Here is a 17,803-nt window from a genome sequence, read left to right as displayed (position 1 = left end):
TGCCGCCTTCCGGAGCTGCTGGCAGTGCCCATTAGGGCATAGGTGAAGCTTATGTTAAAGGAAAAGATATTAAAAGCCATAGATAAGAACAGCAAACTGACACCAAAGGATTTGGCAGCTATGTTAAATTCTACGGAGGAGGAAGTAGCCTCTGTTATAAAGGAATTAGAAGAGCAGACCATCATCTGCGGTTACCCTACCTTAATCAATTGGGATAATACGGAGAGCGAGAGGGTTACTGCCCTGATTGAGGTCAAGGTTACTCCCCAGAGAGGGCAGGGCTTTGATAAAATTGCTGAGAGAATCTATCGGTTTGATGAAGTAGAGTCTGTTTATCTGATGTCGGGGGGCTTTGACCTGACGGTAATCATAGAAGGAAAGAGTATGAGGGAGGTTGCCAATTTCGTATCCAGTAAGCTGGCTCCTATGGAAGCAGTTCTTAGCACCGCCACTCATTTTGTGCTTAAAAAGTACAAGGAGCATGGACTTCCGCTGGTTCATGAGACCAACGATGAAAGGATGCTGATTACACCGTGAGAGACCCATTATCAAAGAAAGTTGTAACAATTGAGCCCTCGGGCATACGTAAGTTTTTTGATATTGTAAGCGAAATGAAGGATGCCATCTCTCTTGGTGTGGGAGAGCCTGATTTTGACACTCCCTGGCATATCCGGGAGGAGGGCATTTATTCGCTGGAAAAGGGCAGGACCTTCTATACCTCCAATTCCGGAATTAAGGAATTGAAAATAGAAATCTGCCGGTATTTAAACCGCCGGTTCGGGCTTTACTATGATTATGATCATGAGGCCATTGTGACGGTCGGAGGAAGTGAAGCCATTGATATTGCCTTAAGGGCAATGCTGGACCCGGAGGATGAGGTGCTGGTTCCCCAGCCCAGCTATGTTTCCTATGTTCCCTGTGTTGTCTTGGCAGGGGGCAAGCCGGTCATTATAGAGCTAAAGGAAGAGGATGAATTTAAGCTTACCAGGGAGGGCCTTTTAAATGCCATTACGGATAAGACAAAGGTCCTGGTGCTTCCCTTCCCCAATAATCCAACGGGGTCTGTTATGACAAAGGAGGATTTGGCTGAGATTGTGCCAGTACTCATAGAAAAGGATCTTTTTGTGATTTCAGATGAAATCTATTCTGAGCTTACTTATGGACGTGACCATGTATCAATCGCCGAATTTCCCGGTATGAGGGAAAGGACTATTGTAATAAACGGGTTTTCCAAGTCCTATGCCATGACGGGCTGGAGGCTTGGCTATGCCGTAGGGCCTGCAGCGATTATCGAGCAGATGATAAAAATTCACCAGTTTGCCATCATGTGCGCGCCCACTACCAGCCAGTATGCCGCAATAGAAGCTTTAAAAAACGGGGACGGAGATGTGGAAATCATGAGAGAGGCATATGACCAGAGAAGAAATTATCTGGTAAAGGCCTTTCATGACATGGGGCTTAGCTGCTTCGAGCCCTTTGGAGCCTTTTATGTCTTTCCCAGCATCAAAAGCCTTGGTATGACCTCGGATGAATTCGCCACAAAGCTGTTGATGGAAGAGAAGGTAGCGGTTGTACCGGGTACAGCCTTTGGCAGCTGCGGAGAAGGCTTTCTTCGTATCTCCTACGCTTATTCCATCGACAATTTAAAGATTGCAGTGGAGAGAATTGAGCGCTTTGTTAAGAAACACTGTGAATAAGAAAAGAGGACTTTAGTTATGAACATAGTATTACTGGAACCGGAAATCCCATCTAACACGGGAAATATCGGACGTACCTGTGTGGCAGCGGGAGCCAGTCTCCATCTGATAAAACCCCTTGGCTTCTCCCTGGAGGAAAAGGAGATTAAGAGGGCTGGACTTGATTACTGGAAGGACCTTGATGTAACGATTTATGAGAATTATGAAGACTTCCTTTCAAAAAACCCCGGAGCCAGGATTTATATGGCTACCACAAAGGCATTGAAGGTCTATACGGAGGCTTCCTACGAACCGGACTGCTACATTATGTTTGGCAAGGAGAGTGCCGGTATTCCGGAGGAAATCCTGCTGGATAATAAAGAAAATGCTATAAGAATTCCCATGATGGGAGATATCAGGTCCTTAAATCTTGCGAATTCCGTGGCAATTGTTTTATATGAAGCATTAAGGCAGAATGATTTTTCAGGCATGCGTCTTGCCGGAAAGCTTCACCGCCATTCCTGGGATGAGGCGTAAAAGGTAATAAGGAATTTAAAAAGAAGGCTCTTTGTAAAAAAATGGCTGTATCACATGAGTGCCGGAATGCCGGTACTCATGTGATACAGCTTTTTTTGTCAGGCATTTCCTGCCGGATTATCCGGCTCCTACATAAAACCACCGGTGCGGGGCAGTGTAAAGATAAATTCTGTCCCGACGCCCTGGGTGCTGATAACGTTAATATTCTCATTATGGGCCGTGATAATCTCCTTGGTAATGGACAAGCCAAGGCCAGTGCCCTTCTTATCCTTTCCTCTGGAGGCGTCTGTTTTATAGAAACGCTCCCATATCTTATTGATGCTCTCCTTTGGTATGCCGATTCCATAATCCTTTACCGATACAAAGACCTTATCTCCTTTTTCCTGGGTGGAGATCTTAATGGTGGAGCTTTGGGGGCTGAATTTGATGGCATTGTCTAAAAGGTTATAAAGGACCTGCTGAATTTTACCCATATCCGCGTCTACCAGAATTACCTTGTTGGAGAAGAGAAGATTCAGGGTGATTTTCTTATCCTTGCAGGAGCCCTCGAAGCTTTCGGCTGTTTTTTTAATAATGTGGTTAATGTCAAAGGAGGTTTTCTCCAGAAGAATTCCTTTGTTTTCAAAGCCATTTAAGGTTAGCAGGCTGCCGGTCAGTTTGTTTAGCCGTTCCGTTTCAAAAAGTATGATACCCAGATACTTGTCCTTCATTTCATAGGGAATGGTTCCATCCATCAAAGCCTCCGCATAACCCTTTATAGAGGTCAGGGGAGAGCGGAAATCATGGGAGATATTTGCCACGAATTTCTTCTGGTAATTATCAAGATTCCGAATTTCACCGGACATGTAAGAAAGGGAGGATGCCAGTGTACCGAACTCATCGGTGGTCTTAACAGTAATCGGATAGGAATAATTCCCCTTGGTATATGCAAGGGCAGCCTTGTTGAGCTTATTCAGAGGGCGCAGGGTTATGAAATACAGGCAGGAGAAAATTAGGGCCTGTATTGCACAAAATACAAGAAGGCAGAGATTCAGGGTATCTGTAAAGGACAAACTGCTTTTATGTATCTTATTCATGGAATAATGGATAACGACATAACCTCTTACCTGGTATTTATACAGCACCTTATATACAACACTTACCATGGGCTCTGACAGAACATTTTTTAAGCTTGCGGAATTGGGAAAGGGCTGGTGCTGATACAGAAAGTCGGAGTCCATTTCGAAGATATTGATTGGATTTTCTGTAATTATTCCAGAGGCTGTGTCGGAGATGACAATTCCGTTTTTATTAACAATCCAGATACGGGAATCCAGCATGATTGCCATAGCCTTTATCCGGGCAGACAAATCCTCCAGGGATATATCCTGGTTATAGTAATCTGTCATATAATCGTTGGATAAGGAAAGGGCCTGGGTATAAAGCAGCATCTTCTTTTCTTCCACCAGCTTTTGCTCGTAGTGCTTCATACCATAGGTATTTAGAAGCAGGAACATAAATACTGCCGAAACAAGATAAAGTACCACAAGTTTTACGAAAAGGGAACGCTTCATATTTTATCTCCAAATTATTTCTTTACTTCAAATTTGTAACCGATACCCCATACGGTAGAAAGACTCCAGGAGGTATGGTCTTTAATTTTTTCACGCAGTCTTTTGATGTGTACATCCACGGTTCTGGTATCTCCGATATATTCATAGCCCCATATGTGGTCCAGAAGCTGTTCTCTGGTAAAGACCTGATTGGGATGGGATGCCAGAAAATAAAAGAGCTCCAGTTCCTTCGGGGGCATTTCGATGGTGCTTCCGTAATACAGCACCGAATAATTGCTCTGGTTTATAATAAGATCGGGATAGGCTACATAGTCCCCTGTCTGCTCCGCAGCTTCCGCGGGCGGAACAGGCTGTGTGGAGGCCGGGTGAAATCGCCTCAGGACAGCCTTTACTCTTGCCACTAATTCCTTGGAATCAAAGGGCTTGATAATGTAATCATCCGCTCCCAGCTCTAAGCCCAATACCTTATCAAAGATTTCTCCCTTGGCAGAGAGCATGATAATTGGGACAGAGGAATTCTTCCGGATTTCCCGGCATACCTCATAACCGTCAATGCCGGGAAGCATAAGGTCCAAAAGAATCAGATTCGGCTGGTATTCTGTGAACTTTGCAATGGCCTCTTCTCCGTCATGAACCATAAGGGTGTCAAAGCATTCCTTGGTAAGGTAAAGGGAGATAAGCTCCGCTATATTAACATCATCATCAACAATGAGGATTTTTTGCTTGGCAGCCATATAGGACTCCTTTCTACTGTTTAAATTCTACGATAGTAACGCCCTGACCGCCTTCTCCGAAGGCACCTTCCCTATAGGATTTTACATACTTGGTCTTCTTAAGGTGGGAGTGCACTGCATTGCGCAGGGCACCGGTACCCCGGCCGTGTATGACCGTAACCTGAGGAAGGTGGGAAAGGTAAGCATCATCCAGGTATTTATCCAGCTCTGACAATGCCTCATCCACGGTCTTTCCGATGAGGTTGACCTCCGGGCTGATATGAAGGGCCTTGGAAATCTTAATCTTTCCGCTGCCGGATTTGGTGATATTAGGGCCTGTTATATCCGGCTCATCAATAAGCTCCAGGTCACTGATATTTACCTGGGAGCGGAGTATTCCCATCTGTACGTACAAATCGCCCTTGGCATTGGGGAGTGTACTTACCGTACCCTTTAAGCCAAGGCTGTTAACATGGACGGCATCGCCGATTTTAAATTCTCCGGGCTTGGGTGTTTTGGAGGATTTCTGCTTTCCTTTTATGGCAAGCTTACCTTCCGTGGAAGACAGCAGGTCTCTGACTTTGCCCCTCTCGTGTTCCATCTCTTTTCCAAAGCCGCCCTCGGAACCCCATTTGTTAAAATTCTTAATGGTTCGGTCAGCCACATCCTTGGCTTCCTGCAATACCTTTCGGGCCTCTTCATTGGCCTCCGCCATAATACGGTCCTTGGCACTGGCAAGCTTATCATTCTGCTGCTCTAATTTAACCTGAAGATTCTTAGCCTGCTCTCTTAAAGCCGCAATTTCTTCCTTCTCCCTCTCGATTTCCAGGCGGTTTTTTTCCAGGTCCGATATTACATCCTCAAAGCTCTTTTCCTGTACGCCGATCAGGTTCTGTGCATCCTCGATAATGTGACTGGGAAGTCCAAGCTTTGAGGAAATGGCAAAAGCATTGCTCTTGCCGGGAATCCCGATAAGTAGCCTGTAGGTAGGGCGGAGGGTTTCCACATCAAATTCACAGCTGGCATTGCTGACACCTTCTGTAGTCAGGGCGTAAACCTTCAGCTCGCTGTAATGGGTGGTGGCCATAGTACGGACATGGCGCTTATGAAGATAATTCAGGATTGCCATAGCCAGGGCAGCCCCTTCCGTAGGGTCTGTTCCGGCGCCTAATTCGTCAAACAATACCAGAGACTGATAATTGGCTTTCTCCAAAATCGATACCGTATTGGTCATATGGGAAGAAAAAGTACTTAAGCTCTGCTCAATACTCTGCTCGTCGCCGATATCCGCATATACCTCTTCGAAGACTGCCAGCTCTGAGCCGTCAAAGGCCGGAATGTGAAGGCCTGACTGGCCTAAGAGAGTAAAGAGTCCCACAGTCTTTAAAGAAACAGTTTTTCCTCCGGTATTAGGCCCTGTGATTACCAGCAGGTTAAAATCCTTACCCAGAGTGATATCAATGGGAACTACCTTTTTGGCATCAATCAGGGGGTGGCGGCCCTTCTTGATATTTACGATGCCCTTATCGTTAAATAAGGGTTCTATACCCTTCATTTGCTTGGAAAGGGTAGCCTTTGCAAAGATAAAGTCAAGCTCTGGCAGGACTTTGATGTTGTTATAAAGCTTCTCTGAGTGCTGGCCGGCCTGCTCACTTAATGCTTCCAGTATGCGCTCGATTTCCTGCTGCTCCTTGATTTCAAGCTCTCTTAAATCGTTGTTCAGCTTCACGACTGCCATGGGCTCTACAAAAATAGTGGAGCCGGAAGAGGACTGGTCATGAATCATGCCGGGGAACTGGCTTCGGTATTCCTGCTTGATGGGGATACAGTACCTGCCATTTCGCATGGTAACGATATTTTCCTGGAGCATGGTCTTGGAGCCGGAGGAATTTACGATGGAATTAAGCTGGTCATGAATCTTATCGTTCGTAAGCTTTAAGGAGCGTCTGATACTCTTAAGAGCAGGGCTTGCGTCATCGGCAATCTCCTCCTCACTGATAATACAGCGCTTGATTTCGTTATTCAGAAGGGTCAGGGGCTCCAGGGAGCGGAACATTTCCTCCAGGGAGTCCGTTTCTTTTAAAGTGGAATCGCTGTCTCCTGAATCCTTTAAACCATAAGCTCTGATTCTGGCAGTGGCGTCCAGTACGGAGCTTAAATGCAGCAGCTCCTGTGCACTTAGGGAAGAATCAACCTCCAGCCGCTTTAAGGAAGCTCTGATATCATGAACTCCATAAAAGCCAAGGCTTCCCTTTCTCAGAATACGGGACAGGGCATCGGAGGTCTCCCTCTGTGCTTTTTTAATTTCTTCTATATCACTTACAGGCAAAAGACTGTTACATAAGGCTTTTCCAAGGCCAGAGCCTGCAAAGGAGGATAATTTTTCTATAATTTTATTATATTCAAGGGTTTTTAGTGCTTTCTCGTTCATAGGAACCTCTTTCTTGCTCAATCCATAGCAGATACAAAATGCAGAGTTTTATAGCCCTACGTTCCCTATTTTACCTTATTTTTGCTGAAAATAAAACTATTAATTTGAAAATTACAGGCTTGCTGGTGTTTGTTTACAATTCATTCATATAATGTTCATAAGTACATGTTAAAATAGATGTACGGATTGTCCTAAGGGAGTATAAAATTGAAGCGGCCTGATTTATCAAAAATCAGTTATCAAATACAACATCAGAGATTGAATAACCGGAGAGAAATAAAAATGCCAGAAGATAAATCCAACAAAGATTCCAATGAATATTTATTTATACAGGAACAGATATCGTCCAAAAGAAGAAGCAGGAAAGTTCACATGCTGATGTCACTTCTATGGACGATTATTTTAGCTTGTGTATTTGCCGTAGTGGCCGGAGTGGTATTCTATCTTGCGAATCCTTTTATCGTAAAGCTTTTAGGAGAAGGCGGGGATAAGAAAACCGTGGAATTTCCCACACTTACTCCGGGTGCAGGAGAGAATACAGGAGCAACAGCCACACCTACGCCCACCCCACAGGCAGAAGGACAGGGAGGCAAGGATAATTCCGGGAAGGAGCCTTCTAAAAAACCCGGTACCGTATATGTGGAAACCCATGTGGCTGCCAATATTAAGGACTTGAATAATATCTATTATGAGATAAGGGAAATAGCATCGGGAGTAAACAGTTCCATTGTTGATATAGCCTGCACCAGCAGCAAGATAGACGGATTAAATGAAAATGAAAAATATGATGTCACACGAAACACCACCGGGATTATACTTGCGAACAATTCGGTAGATCTGCTTGTGCTTGTAACCCTGGATAAAATAAAGGATGCCAAGGCTATTCAGCTTCAGATAAATGATGAGTTGTCGGTAAAGGCCCATATCCAGGATTATGATAAGGAGCTAAATCTGGCTGTTCTGTCAGTGAGCCTTGAAGATATTCCGGACTCCTTTGAGGCAGGCTTAAAGCCGGCTGAGCTTGGAGAATCCTATTCATTGCTGGTAGGTTCCCCTATCATAGCACTTGGAAGCCCTAACGGTTATGTAGACTCTATGGAGCTTGGTATTATATCAGGCACTGATTACGGTTTCTACATAACGGATAACAAGGTGGATTTATTTACTACGGATATCAGCACAAATGAAAACAGTGACGGTATTATCATCAACATGAACGGAGATGTCATTGGTATCATAACAAATAAATTAAAGGATGAAGACAACGGGAATGTAAGTACTGTTATCGGGATTTCCAAAATCAAAAAAACCATTCAAGCTATGGTGAACCAGACGGAACGCAGCTATTTTGGCGTAAAGTGTATGGATATGTCAAAGCAGGAGCTGGCCAATGCCAACCTTGAAAATGCAATCTATGTGACAGAGGTGGAGAGCAATTCGCCGGCCCTGAAAGCAGGACTTCAAATTGGAGATATGATAACTGCCGTAAATACCACCCCCATAAGCAGCGTAAGCACCTTTAACAATACTATTACGGCCCTAAATCCCAAGGACACGGTAGAAGTAACCATTAAGCGTACTATTAAGGACAAGGAAAAGGAAATGAAACTGTCCGTTGTGCTGGGTAAGGTAAATGCAAAGAAGTAAAACAAAGTCAAACCAGAATTAAACCATGAAGAGTGCTTCTTTCTATACCGAAGCTATTTTCTTTCGAGAGAGAAAATACAACCTGGTCTTTGGTATTGCTGGCATGTCAATTACAATTGGAACAGCTATTTTATTAACACCAATAGACCGTTATGTAACCCTGCTGAACAATTTCATTCCGATTGGAACCTACATTTTAGGTGTAATAATGTTATCAGTTCATTATATAAATCAATTTTTATTTGGCCGGAGAAGCATAGTACAAAGGCAGTAAATATCAATCTAACGACGAATCATTAAGGCACCTGATACCTAAGTTATCTGGTGCCTTACATTTTTATACATTATTTGAATAAAGAAAAATATTAATATATAGCTTGTCTATAGTCTGAATAACCGGGCAGAGTATACTGTCCGGTTATTTTGGGGGTTATACGCCTGACGGGCCCACGTTCTTACGCAATGTCATTAAGTAAACTTAATGACATTGCGTCCTTACGAGCTCAGACCTCGAAGTCGTCTGATTGTGGGAAGGATATAGCCAATAGCAACCCAATTGGAGCGATGGAAGAACAGATACATGGAAAGCGGTTGAAATGGCTTCACGCTTGGGTTATAATGAGTCATACAATTACATTAAGACGTAAAATAGTAAGAATACGGGCTTATAGAATGAATTGCGGCTTTGCTCAAATTGAAGGGTGAAAGAAATCACTTTGATACTCCATTTTTTATGGCAGTACCCCAGACAAGTAAGCGGTATGCAATGGGAGTAAGTGGAAAGGAAAAGCACCTTCGCCCCCCCTTTATTTATGGCAGTACCGCAGACAGGACAGCGGTATGCAACGAGAGCAAGGTGAAAATTAGAAAGAGGTCAGGATGAGATATATAGGCGATTTAAGAGATGGGGAAATGGTATCGGAAACCTATCTTTGCAAAACAAAACAGGCACTTAAGACAAAGGCTGGAAAAAGCTACTATTCCCTACTGCTCCAGGATAAAACAGGAACACTGGACGGTAAGGTGTGGGAACTGTCCCAGGGGATAGATCACTTTGAAAGCATGGAATATATTCACATAGATGGACAGATGGTGAATTTTCAGGGGGCACTTCAGCTTAACATAAAAAGAGTACGTAAAAGTCATGAAGGGGAATATGACCCATCAGATTTTGTACCGACGACAGGAAAAAGTATCAGTGAAATGTACAGTGAACTGTTAAAATACATCAGCAAGGTAAAGGAGCCCAATTTAAGAAAACTGCTGGAGAGCTTTTTTGTAGAAGATGCTGCTTTTGCAGAACGTTTTAAGAAGCATTCCGCTGCTAAAAGTGTCCATCACAGCTTTATGGGAGGTCTCCTGGAGCATACACTGGGTGTGGTAAGGCTGTGTGATTACTATGCGGACCATTATCCGTTAATTAACAGGGACTTATTGATTACGGCTGCAATGTTCCACGATATCGGAAAGATGGATGAATTATCCATATTCCCGGAAAATGATTATACCGATGATGGCCAGTTATTGGGCCATATTTACATCGGAACGGAAATCATAGGGGCTAGGATAAAGACAATGCCAGGTTTTCCGGCAGCACTGGCATCACAGCTGAAGCATTGTATTTTAGCTCATCATGGGGAATTGGAATACGGTTCACCGAAGAAACCCTCTATCATAGAGGCTATGGCATTGAATTTTGCCGATAATACCGATGCAAAGCTCGAGACAATGATGGAATTTTTAAATAACGGTGACGAAAAGGCAACCTGGCTTGGTATGAACCGTTTATTTGAAGCAAATATCAGACGTACCGTTTTTTAGCATTGCATGCATTAATTTGGCTTTGAAAGGGATAAACATTGAAGGAAGATGCTGTCTTAAAGAAAAATGAAGAATGTATCATTCACATAGAGGATATGGGAAATGACGGCGAAGGTATCGGTAAATACCAGGGCTATACTTTATTTGTAAAGAATGCGCTGGTTGGTGATACGGTGCGGGTCCGCGCCATGAAATGCAAGAAAAGCTATGGCTATGCAAGGCTCATGGAGATAATAGAACCTTCCCCCTACCGGGTAGAGCCGAGGTGCGGGATTGCCAGCCGGTGCGGCGGCTGTACCCTGCAGCATCTGGATTACAACGAACAGCTTCGCAGGAAGCAGAAGAAGGTAGCGGACTGCATCGAAAGACTGGGAGGTGTCACAGAAGGATACACCCTTTATCCCATTATAGGAATGGAAACTCCTTATTATTACCGGAATAAGGCACAGTTTCCCGTCAGAAAAAAAGACGGGAAGCTTTCTATCGGGTTTTATGCAGGAGGCAGCCATTCCGTTATTGACACAGACAACTGTTCTATCCAGGCAAAGGTAAATGAGGACATCATAAGGTGTATCCGTTCCTTTTTGGAAGAAGAGAATATCAGCATATATGATGAGGAAACCCATGAGGGGCTTGTAAGGCATATCCTGACCCGTGTTGGATTTGTAACCGGTGAAATTATGATATGCCTGGTCATTAATGGAAAGGACTTGCCTCATAAAGAAAAACTCATTAAAAGTCTTACGGATATCCCGGGGATGGCCAGCATTTCCTTAAATATTAACAAAGAGAAGACCAACGTCATTCTTGGAGATAAGATAAAACCTCTCTGGAGGGAACCTTATATCACAGACTATATCGGAGAAGTGAAGTTCCGCATCTCTCCCCTTTCCTTTTACCAGGTAAATCCCGTGCAGACGAGGGTACTCTATGAAAAAGCTCTGGAATTTGCCGGATTAAAAGGTGATGAAACCGTTTGGGATCTATACTGCGGAATTGGCACGATTTCCTTATTTCTTGCAGCACAGGCTAAGAAGGTATACGGAGTGGAAATTATCCCTCAGGCAATTGAAGATGCAAAAGAGAATGCAAGGTTGAACGGAATCGAAAATGCAGAATTCTTTGTAGGGGCAGCAGAAGAGGTCCTGCCGGAGAAGTACAGGGAAGAGAAGATATATGCAGATGTCATTGTAGTAGACCCGCCCAGGAAGGGCTGTGAGGAAAGTCTGTTGGATACCATAGTCCGGATGGAACCCAAAAGGGTGGTTTATGTATCCTGTGACCCTGCCACACTGGGAAGGGATATCAGGTATCTTGGCAGCAGAGGGTATGAGCTTAAGAAGATTCAGGCGGTAGACCAGTTTCCACATACGGGGCATGTGGAGACGGTTGTGTTATTGTCCCACAAAGATGCGGACGTTTTATTAGTGTGAAAATGGAGTATGAGGACGGTGTTGATAGGCTACCAGAGCGTGTTACTTACTCAATGATACAAGCATATGTAGAGGGGAAATACGGCTTTAAAGTGCATAAAGCCTATATTGCGGAGGTTAAGCATTCACTTGGTTTACCTATGTATGAAGCGCCTAACGCAGCCGATGAATTGAAACATCCGTACAAACCAGCACCAGCTCATAAGGTGGAAGCAATTAAGGATGCACTTAAACATTTTGGGGTATATGAATAATAAACGAAATATGAGATAGCACGCAGAGAATTTTAACTGCGGGCTTATTTTAATAATCTATTTTATAAGTGTTGATATAACACAATCAGTATGTTATCTTATGTGATAATATGGAATTAATTGTGCTCTTTCAAAAGCAATTGCAAGAAACACCCTTGGTTCCTTAATATGTTCATATCCTTTATTCATAATTTCGAGTGCAATAGGACCTTTATAATTAATATCAGTAAGCTTTTTCAGCACAACATCCCAATTAAATATTACCATCGAATGGCATACGGTGCTGGTCAGCACTTTCATCATTATCGTGAAGATGTAGAGCCATTAATTTATCTCCATATATTAAAAGATTGGAAGGTTTAAGATAATTTATTACGTATAATTACAGCTGAAAAATTGACTTGGAATCAAGCAAATAAAGATAATTTATATTTTGTGGAGGTGTGTTATGGATTTTAGAACAATTTTTGAACAAGTGCCGGAACAATTTGACAAATGGCGGCCTCGTTATTGCGATGAACTTTTTACTGACCTTATCGCATATGCAAATCTCGATTCAAATAGTGAAGTGCTTGAGGTTGGACCTGGAACAGGTCAAGCTACCGAACCTATCTTAAAAACAGGATGTTCTTATAAGGCGATTGAATTGGGGGAGTACTTTAGTGAAATAATGATAAATAAATTCAATTCCTATAAAAACTTTAATATTGTCAATGCTGACTTTGAAACATATCCTTTTAGAAGTGAACGATTTGATTTAGTATATTCGGCAGCTGCTTTTCAATGGATACCGGAACGAATAGGTTACCCAAAAGCGTATGATATACTAAAAAGTGGTGGAGCTTTTGCTATGTTTATGATGCGACCAGATATACGACCAGGCGGGGGATATACCGATGAACCATTATACTCTCAAATTCAAGAAGTATATGCTAGGTATTTTCACCCAGAAACAGAATACAAGTGCAACTTGGATTATGATGCTCGTGACAAGTACGGCTTTGTTAATCTTGAGCGCCGAGAATACCTCAAAACAAGAGAATATAATGCCGATGACTATGTTTCGCTAATTGGAACACACTCTGACCATATAACACTTAAAGAACCAAACAAAACATATTTTTATGAGGGTATAAGAAAAGTCATTCTTGATTCTGGTAACAAGATAACTCTTTATGATAAAATAACAATGTATTTAGCTAAAAAACCATAACACCAAATAATAAGCATAATATTCATTAAAGGGAAGAAATATAATAACAACCGATGGAATATGATTTTGTACAATGTATTTTCTACAATGTTACCTTCATAATATAAAAAATGAGCTTATGTTAACAGTCCGAGAGTCGCCCTTTTAGTAATAGGCGACTCTTGTTTTATAAATATTTAGGTGTGAAGGGATTTAATCCCCTAATCAGGCCATCCTGCAAGTTTGTATACTGCCCGGAACGCATATTCAACAGGCAAACGCAGGCCTATATTGGGGCTGCATTCAGCAGCATGAATATAAGTTATTCAGAAGGCATTCTTTTAATGAATATGTACGATAACGAGGGAATCAATCAAGAAGAATTGTCATCCATGTTGCATATTGATAAAGCAGCAACCGCAAGGTCAATCAAATCACTTGAAAAAAAAGGATATATTATACGGGAGGTGAAAACAAAGGATAGAAGAGTAAAGAAACTTTTTTTAACGGATAATGTGAAAGGCCAGAAAGAAAATTTTAGCTCACTAATACAAAAGTGGGAGGATTTTATCACAGAAGGCATGGAAACAGAAACGCTGACTCAGTTTTCTAAAGTGATTAAGCTCATGGCACAAAAATCTGAAATTGCAGATTTCGATGAATTTTTCAAATAAAAAGATAGGAATAAAAATGCTATTAAAGCCAATGATTAATTTATCGAAGTAAGTAAATTTAAAAGGAGTTATAAGGATGGATATCATAAAGAAAAAAAATATGTCAAAGATTGATTTTCATGTACATTATTTACCCAAAGCATATAAAGAAGTAATGCTTAAATATTGCGGAGAGCGTCCTGACGATTTTCCGACGCCCGACTGGGACGCGGAGTCACATTTGGAAGCTATGGATTGTCTGGGTATTTCTACATCAATGCTTTCTTTATCATCTCCTCATATTAATTTTGGGAATTACTTTCAGATAGACAGCGGCAGAGCATCTACTCGGAAAATGCTCTGCGTTTATTCCCAAGACTGTTACAATTTAATTAATCTGTAATAGTAAAAAAGAAAAATTAAGTGCATAGCTTGATACCAGGCTGTTGTGAAGCAGCCTGGTATCATATAATATCAATCTCATTGGGTCTGTTCTATCCAATTAAGCATGACATCTGCTGCCAGTCCCAAATTTCCTATCTGGCAATGGGTATCGGCAGTTTCCTCCGGTGTAAACATACGTGCGGTGAGAGAGTGTACTTTTGTCAGTGTTGAAATCTGATCTGTAAACTGTTTTATCGGAACATAATGATCGTTCTGCCCTGCAAGAAGAAGTACATCCTGTGTTATTAAATGTGAAAAGGCTGCGGTATTATAAGAAATCATACTATGAAAAAATTCATAAGGAGATTTACTGCCGGTTATATGCATTCCCTGCATAATTCCCCATTCCAGCATCAAACTTTTTTCCGTGAGCTTTTTCAGTACCGTGTTAACCTCTTCCATTTTTTTTTGTGTTATCATATCTTTAAAGGTGTCTCTAAAAGCAGGGTCGATTTGATACGTCAGCACGTCAAAGAAGTCCGTTAAAATGTCATATGCAATCACTTTTTTAACCCTTTTTTCATATGCCGCAGCCCTTAATGATAAATAACCGCCAAGTGACATACCAATTAAAGTGACATCATTCAACATGAAATAATCAAGAATTGATTTTACAGGTTTTTCCCATTCATGTGTCATTGGTATTTTATAATCCTCCAATGCAGTACCCTGACCAGGTCCGTCAAAACAGATAACATCATATCCGGCATCTTTAAATATCAAAGTCATCAAAAAAAGTTCTTCTACATAGCTGTCGAAACCGCCGAAAAAAACAACTGTATCTTTCGGATTTTCCGGTGATATACGGTAAGCTGAGAGATACCCATTCTGATAAGGAATCATATAGTGCTGATTTTCCGAGATGCTATAAAAATCACTCGCAAGAGATATAAATCGGTTGCGTAAATTTTGTTTGTGTGGATCAGATTCGGGTAAATAAAACTCAGCGCCACGAAAATAATAGGCAGCCTTTAACTTTTCATTTTTTTGAAGAGAATTTTCACCAAGTTCAATAAATGACTTAATCAGGTCATTATATGAATGGATTGTATTACTGGCACTGCGCATTTCATCCAGCATAATTCTATCATTCGTCCAGTTGTAAAATCGATTCATTTGGAAATTGATGCTTGGATCTGAGTGTAAATTATAAAGTCCTACCGGAAAATCTTTTGTTGTCCACTTTTTTATCATATTGAAAACTCCTTTCTTGTTTTTACAAATAGTAGTATAATAGAGCCAGATTTTTATTCAATGATTGATAAAATAGAATTCGCAGCATATGCAACAAAGTTGCTATAATTGTTGATTATTGCACTAAATAATAGATAGGTGGGATAAAAATGTCTATTGAAAATGATTTGCGGATAATAAAGACACGCAAGCTAATAAGGGATGCTTTTGTGAAACTGATAGATATAAAAGGTTTTGATGCAATAACAATAAATAATATTGCAGACATGGCAATGATTAACCGTTCAACCTTCTATCTTCATTACACTGATAAATATGATCTTTTGCAGAAAACAATGGAGGAAGCAATACAAAATATATTGCAACTGGTAGCTCCCGAAGCGCATATCATTGATAATCAGCTTGAATATGATAGCTTTGTACAAAATATAAGTTCTATTCTTAAGACAGTTGAAAATGATGCTTTGCTTTATAAAATAATTCTGAATGATAAAGAAATGTCAGGAATAAGCAAAAAGTTTGAAAACGCTTTAATTGAGAAACTTGACATTTGTTTTCCAGATCATATTTTAATTTCCAGAGATTTATTTTTGCAGTTAATCACTTCACTGTATATGTCAGCCATAAGATGGTGGTTAAATAATGATATGAAATACTCAACAAATTTTATTGCAGAACAATTGGTTAAATTACTTGTAGCAGGACCTTGTAAGACTGTCAGAATTTGACCTGGGACCTTAAAAAATGGTATTTCTGCCTCAAGGCCTTGCCAGATTCAATGGTATCCTTTTATTACACTCAAAGAAGGTTGAAAAAATCAAAATTGAATATTTTCATATGGGTATGCAGATTAATATCCCATGGGATATGCAGAAATGTATGTCCCGCTAAGAATATTACTTTGGAAGCTGGTCAGCCGGTATTTCATCATCACTGCGAAAGCTGCCTTGCTTGTATCCAGCACTGTCCAAAGATGGCACTCAATTACAAAGACAAGACTCAAAACCGTAGGCGGTATACACATCCTCAAGTAGGACACAAAAAGGTCGCGGGTTATTATAAGTAAAAATAGTTGGTGTTGATAAAGTTACTGCAACGTTCAATTCTATCTGAAGAAATAGACTTTTCTGTCAGCTCTAGGTTGTAATCTTTTAAATTGACATTTAAAATTTATTATGTTATTATCATAATAGTTAGCCGGCTAATTATTATGAAGGAGATTATTTATGGATAACTTTACTTTTGCTGATCGTCCTGATAACCAGCGTTTGCAGTTGATGAAAGATGTTTATTCGGAATTAAATTCAGATATTGTCAAATTATTTATTGATTTTCAATGGACATATCGTAATATGCAAAAACAATATGATTATGTCCTTGATAAGAACAATTTAAGTGAATCAAGATTTATTATTTTGATGTTTTTATATCATGCTCCAAGCCAAACATTGTTGCCTTCAGTTATTTCTGAGAAATTGGGAGCTACTCGTGCAACAGTTAGTAAACTATTAAAAGCAATGGAGATGAAGGGTTGGATTATAAAAAGTACTTCCACTATAGATAAACGTTCATTATCTGTCCAACTTACTGAAACAGGAAATCATGTTTTAGAGAAATTTTTACCTGAAAACTTTAGCATCGTTAACAATTTACTGGGTAGCCTATCTAGTGAAGAAATTCAGCAGCTCTCAAATCTATTAAAAAAAATTAATGACAGCACTCAAGAATATGCCCAAGAAATGGAGAAATAAAAGATGCAAACAAAAAAAATCGAATTATTAGAAACATACCTTAGCTTATATATAAATCATTTTACTGTGTTAGAAAACATTGAAAATGAAGATTCGCCATATGTCATATTAGACGTTCGCAACGCTCCGGCACAGGTAAAAAAAGACCAAATAAAAGGTGCTATTGCAATGCCTGCAAAAGAATTAGGAAACCATTTAGATGAATTAGATAAAAACAAAACCTATGTTGTATATGACTGGACTGGTGGTACCACGCTTGGAAAAACAGCATTGCTTATTTTATTATCAGCAGGTTTTGAAGCTTATGAACTTGCAGGGGCACTTGAGGGTTGGAAAGGAATGAACCTTCCAATTGAAACATTAGAATAAGAATGAAGAATTTTTATTTTATTTAGAAAGAGCAATTAACAAATGTTAATTGCTCTTTTTTTACCCGTCATGGGCTGGCTCTAGCTGGTGTAAGTTCCGAGTGTGCCTAGGCAACGAGGAAACATATGGCGGTAT

At 40.7% G+C, this 17,803-nt stretch carries 18 protein-coding genes; 14 read left to right on the top strand and 4 right to left on the bottom strand.

Annotated features, from left to right (window positions below):
- The first annotated feature begins 51 nt into the window (after positions 1–51).
- The 3 genes from BUB77_RS26155 to BUB77_RS26145 are packed head-to-tail and all read left to right on the top strand — an operon-like array spanning position 52 to position 2,213.
- Positions 52–537, top strand: coding sequence for an Lrp/AsnC family transcriptional regulator (locus tag BUB77_RS26155; protein ID WP_073280125.1), 486 nt, complete (start codon positions 52–54; stop codon positions 535–537).
- Positions 534–1,697: an aminotransferase class I/II-fold pyridoxal phosphate-dependent enzyme gene (locus tag BUB77_RS26150; RefSeq protein WP_073280124.1), complete on the top strand. Its 1,164-nt coding sequence runs from the start codon at positions 534–536 to the stop codon at positions 1,695–1,697. The genes BUB77_RS26155 and BUB77_RS26150 overlap by 4 nt, the downstream gene beginning before the upstream one ends.
- An 18-nt stretch (positions 1,698–1,715) precedes the next feature.
- A complete protein-coding gene (locus tag BUB77_RS26145) occupies positions 1,716–2,213 on the top strand; it encodes a tRNA (cytidine(34)-2'-O)-methyltransferase (RefSeq protein ID WP_073280123.1) in 498 nt (165 codons plus the stop codon).
- Positions 2,214–2,341: 128 nt separating this feature from the next.
- Here the strand turns inward: BUB77_RS26145 and BUB77_RS26140 are convergent, their stop codons facing one another.
- The 3 genes from BUB77_RS26140 to BUB77_RS26130 are packed head-to-tail and all read right to left on the bottom strand — an operon-like array spanning position 2,342 to position 6,910.
- Entirely contained in the window at positions 2,342–3,766 is a 1,425-nt protein-coding gene (locus BUB77_RS26140) for a sensor histidine kinase (RefSeq protein ID WP_073280122.1), read from the bottom strand.
- 14 nt (positions 3,767–3,780) lie between these two features.
- Complete coding sequence (locus BUB77_RS26135) at positions 3,781–4,500, bottom strand: response regulator transcription factor (protein ID WP_073280121.1); 720 nt, start codon at positions 4,498–4,500, stop codon at positions 3,781–3,783.
- 13 nt (positions 4,501–4,513) lie between these two features.
- On the bottom strand, positions 4,514–6,910 hold the full coding sequence (locus tag BUB77_RS26130) for an endonuclease MutS2 (RefSeq protein ID WP_073280120.1): 2,397 nt from the start codon (positions 6,908–6,910) through the stop codon (positions 4,514–4,516).
- A gap of 282 nt (positions 6,911–7,192) precedes the next feature.
- Here BUB77_RS26130 and BUB77_RS26125 point away from each other — a divergent pair, with 282 nt between their 5' ends.
- The 7 genes from BUB77_RS26125 to BUB77_RS26080 all read left to right on the top strand — a co-directional run bounded on the left by BUB77_RS26125 (position 7,193) and on the right by BUB77_RS26080 (position 14,313).
- Positions 7,193–8,557, top strand: coding sequence for a S1C family serine protease (locus BUB77_RS26125; RefSeq protein WP_073280119.1), 1,365 nt, complete (start codon positions 7,193–7,195; stop codon positions 8,555–8,557).
- An 879-nt stretch (positions 8,558–9,436) separates the two neighbouring features.
- Entirely contained in the window at positions 9,437–10,378 is a 942-nt protein-coding gene (locus BUB77_RS26110; protein WP_073280116.1) for a 3'-5' exoribonuclease YhaM family protein, read from the top strand.
- A 95-nt stretch (positions 10,379–10,473) separates the two neighbouring features.
- On the top strand, positions 10,474–11,811 hold the full coding sequence (gene rlmD, locus BUB77_RS26105; protein WP_073280139.1) for a 23S rRNA (uracil(1939)-C(5))-methyltransferase RlmD: 1,338 nt from the start codon (positions 10,474–10,476) through the stop codon (positions 11,809–11,811).
- Positions 11,808–12,065, top strand: coding sequence for a hypothetical protein (locus BUB77_RS30305; protein WP_456297831.1), 258 nt, complete (start codon positions 11,808–11,810; stop codon positions 12,063–12,065). Before rlmD ends, BUB77_RS30305 begins: the two co-directional genes overlap by 4 nt.
- A gap of 448 nt (positions 12,066–12,513) precedes the next feature.
- Complete coding sequence (locus BUB77_RS26090) at positions 12,514–13,278, top strand: class I SAM-dependent methyltransferase (protein ID WP_073280113.1); 765 nt, start codon at positions 12,514–12,516, stop codon at positions 13,276–13,278.
- Between the two features lie 290 nt (positions 13,279–13,568).
- Positions 13,569–13,931 (top strand): MarR family winged helix-turn-helix transcriptional regulator, encoded by a 363-nt coding sequence (locus BUB77_RS26085; protein ID WP_084124760.1) that lies wholly within the window; start codon positions 13,569–13,571, stop codon positions 13,929–13,931.
- A gap of 76 nt (positions 13,932–14,007) precedes the next feature.
- Positions 14,008–14,313, top strand: coding sequence for a hypothetical protein (locus BUB77_RS26080; protein WP_073280112.1), 306 nt, complete (start codon positions 14,008–14,010; stop codon positions 14,311–14,313).
- 77 nt (positions 14,314–14,390) lie between these two features.
- On the opposite strand, the gene BUB77_RS26075 is transcribed toward BUB77_RS26080, so the two are convergent.
- Positions 14,391–15,548 (bottom strand): alpha/beta hydrolase, encoded by a 1,158-nt coding sequence (locus tag BUB77_RS26075; protein ID WP_073280111.1) that lies wholly within the window; start codon positions 15,546–15,548, stop codon positions 14,391–14,393.
- 149 nt (positions 15,549–15,697) lie between these two features.
- Between BUB77_RS26075 and BUB77_RS26070 the strand changes: the two genes are divergently transcribed.
- From BUB77_RS26070 to BUB77_RS26055, 4 genes are all read left to right on the top strand, one after another.
- Positions 15,698–16,276 carry a TetR/AcrR family transcriptional regulator gene (locus tag BUB77_RS26070; protein WP_073280110.1) on the top strand — a complete coding sequence of 193 codons (579 nt, stop codon included), beginning with the start codon at positions 15,698–15,700 and terminating at the stop codon, positions 16,274–16,276.
- A 50-nt stretch (positions 16,277–16,326) separates the two neighbouring features.
- Entirely contained in the window at positions 16,327–16,614 is a 288-nt protein-coding gene (locus BUB77_RS31085; protein ID WP_207650867.1) for an EFR1 family ferrodoxin, read from the top strand.
- Between the two features lie 160 nt (positions 16,615–16,774).
- On the top strand, positions 16,775–17,299 hold the full coding sequence (locus tag BUB77_RS26060) for a MarR family winged helix-turn-helix transcriptional regulator (RefSeq protein ID WP_073280109.1): 525 nt from the start codon (positions 16,775–16,777) through the stop codon (positions 17,297–17,299).
- A 3-nt stretch (positions 17,300–17,302) separates the two neighbouring features.
- Positions 17,303–17,668, top strand: coding sequence for a rhodanese-like domain-containing protein (locus BUB77_RS26055; RefSeq protein WP_073280108.1), 366 nt, complete (start codon positions 17,303–17,305; stop codon positions 17,666–17,668).
- Positions 17,669–17,803: the final 135 nt, after the last annotated feature.

This window comes from Anaerocolumna jejuensis DSM 15929, from assembly GCF_900142215.1.
Classification (GTDB): Bacteria; Bacillota; Clostridia; order Lachnospirales; family Lachnospiraceae; genus Anaerocolumna; species Anaerocolumna jejuensis.
The sequence above is the reverse complement of the archived record's forward strand: the minus strand, read 5'-3'. Positions and strand labels throughout refer to the sequence as shown.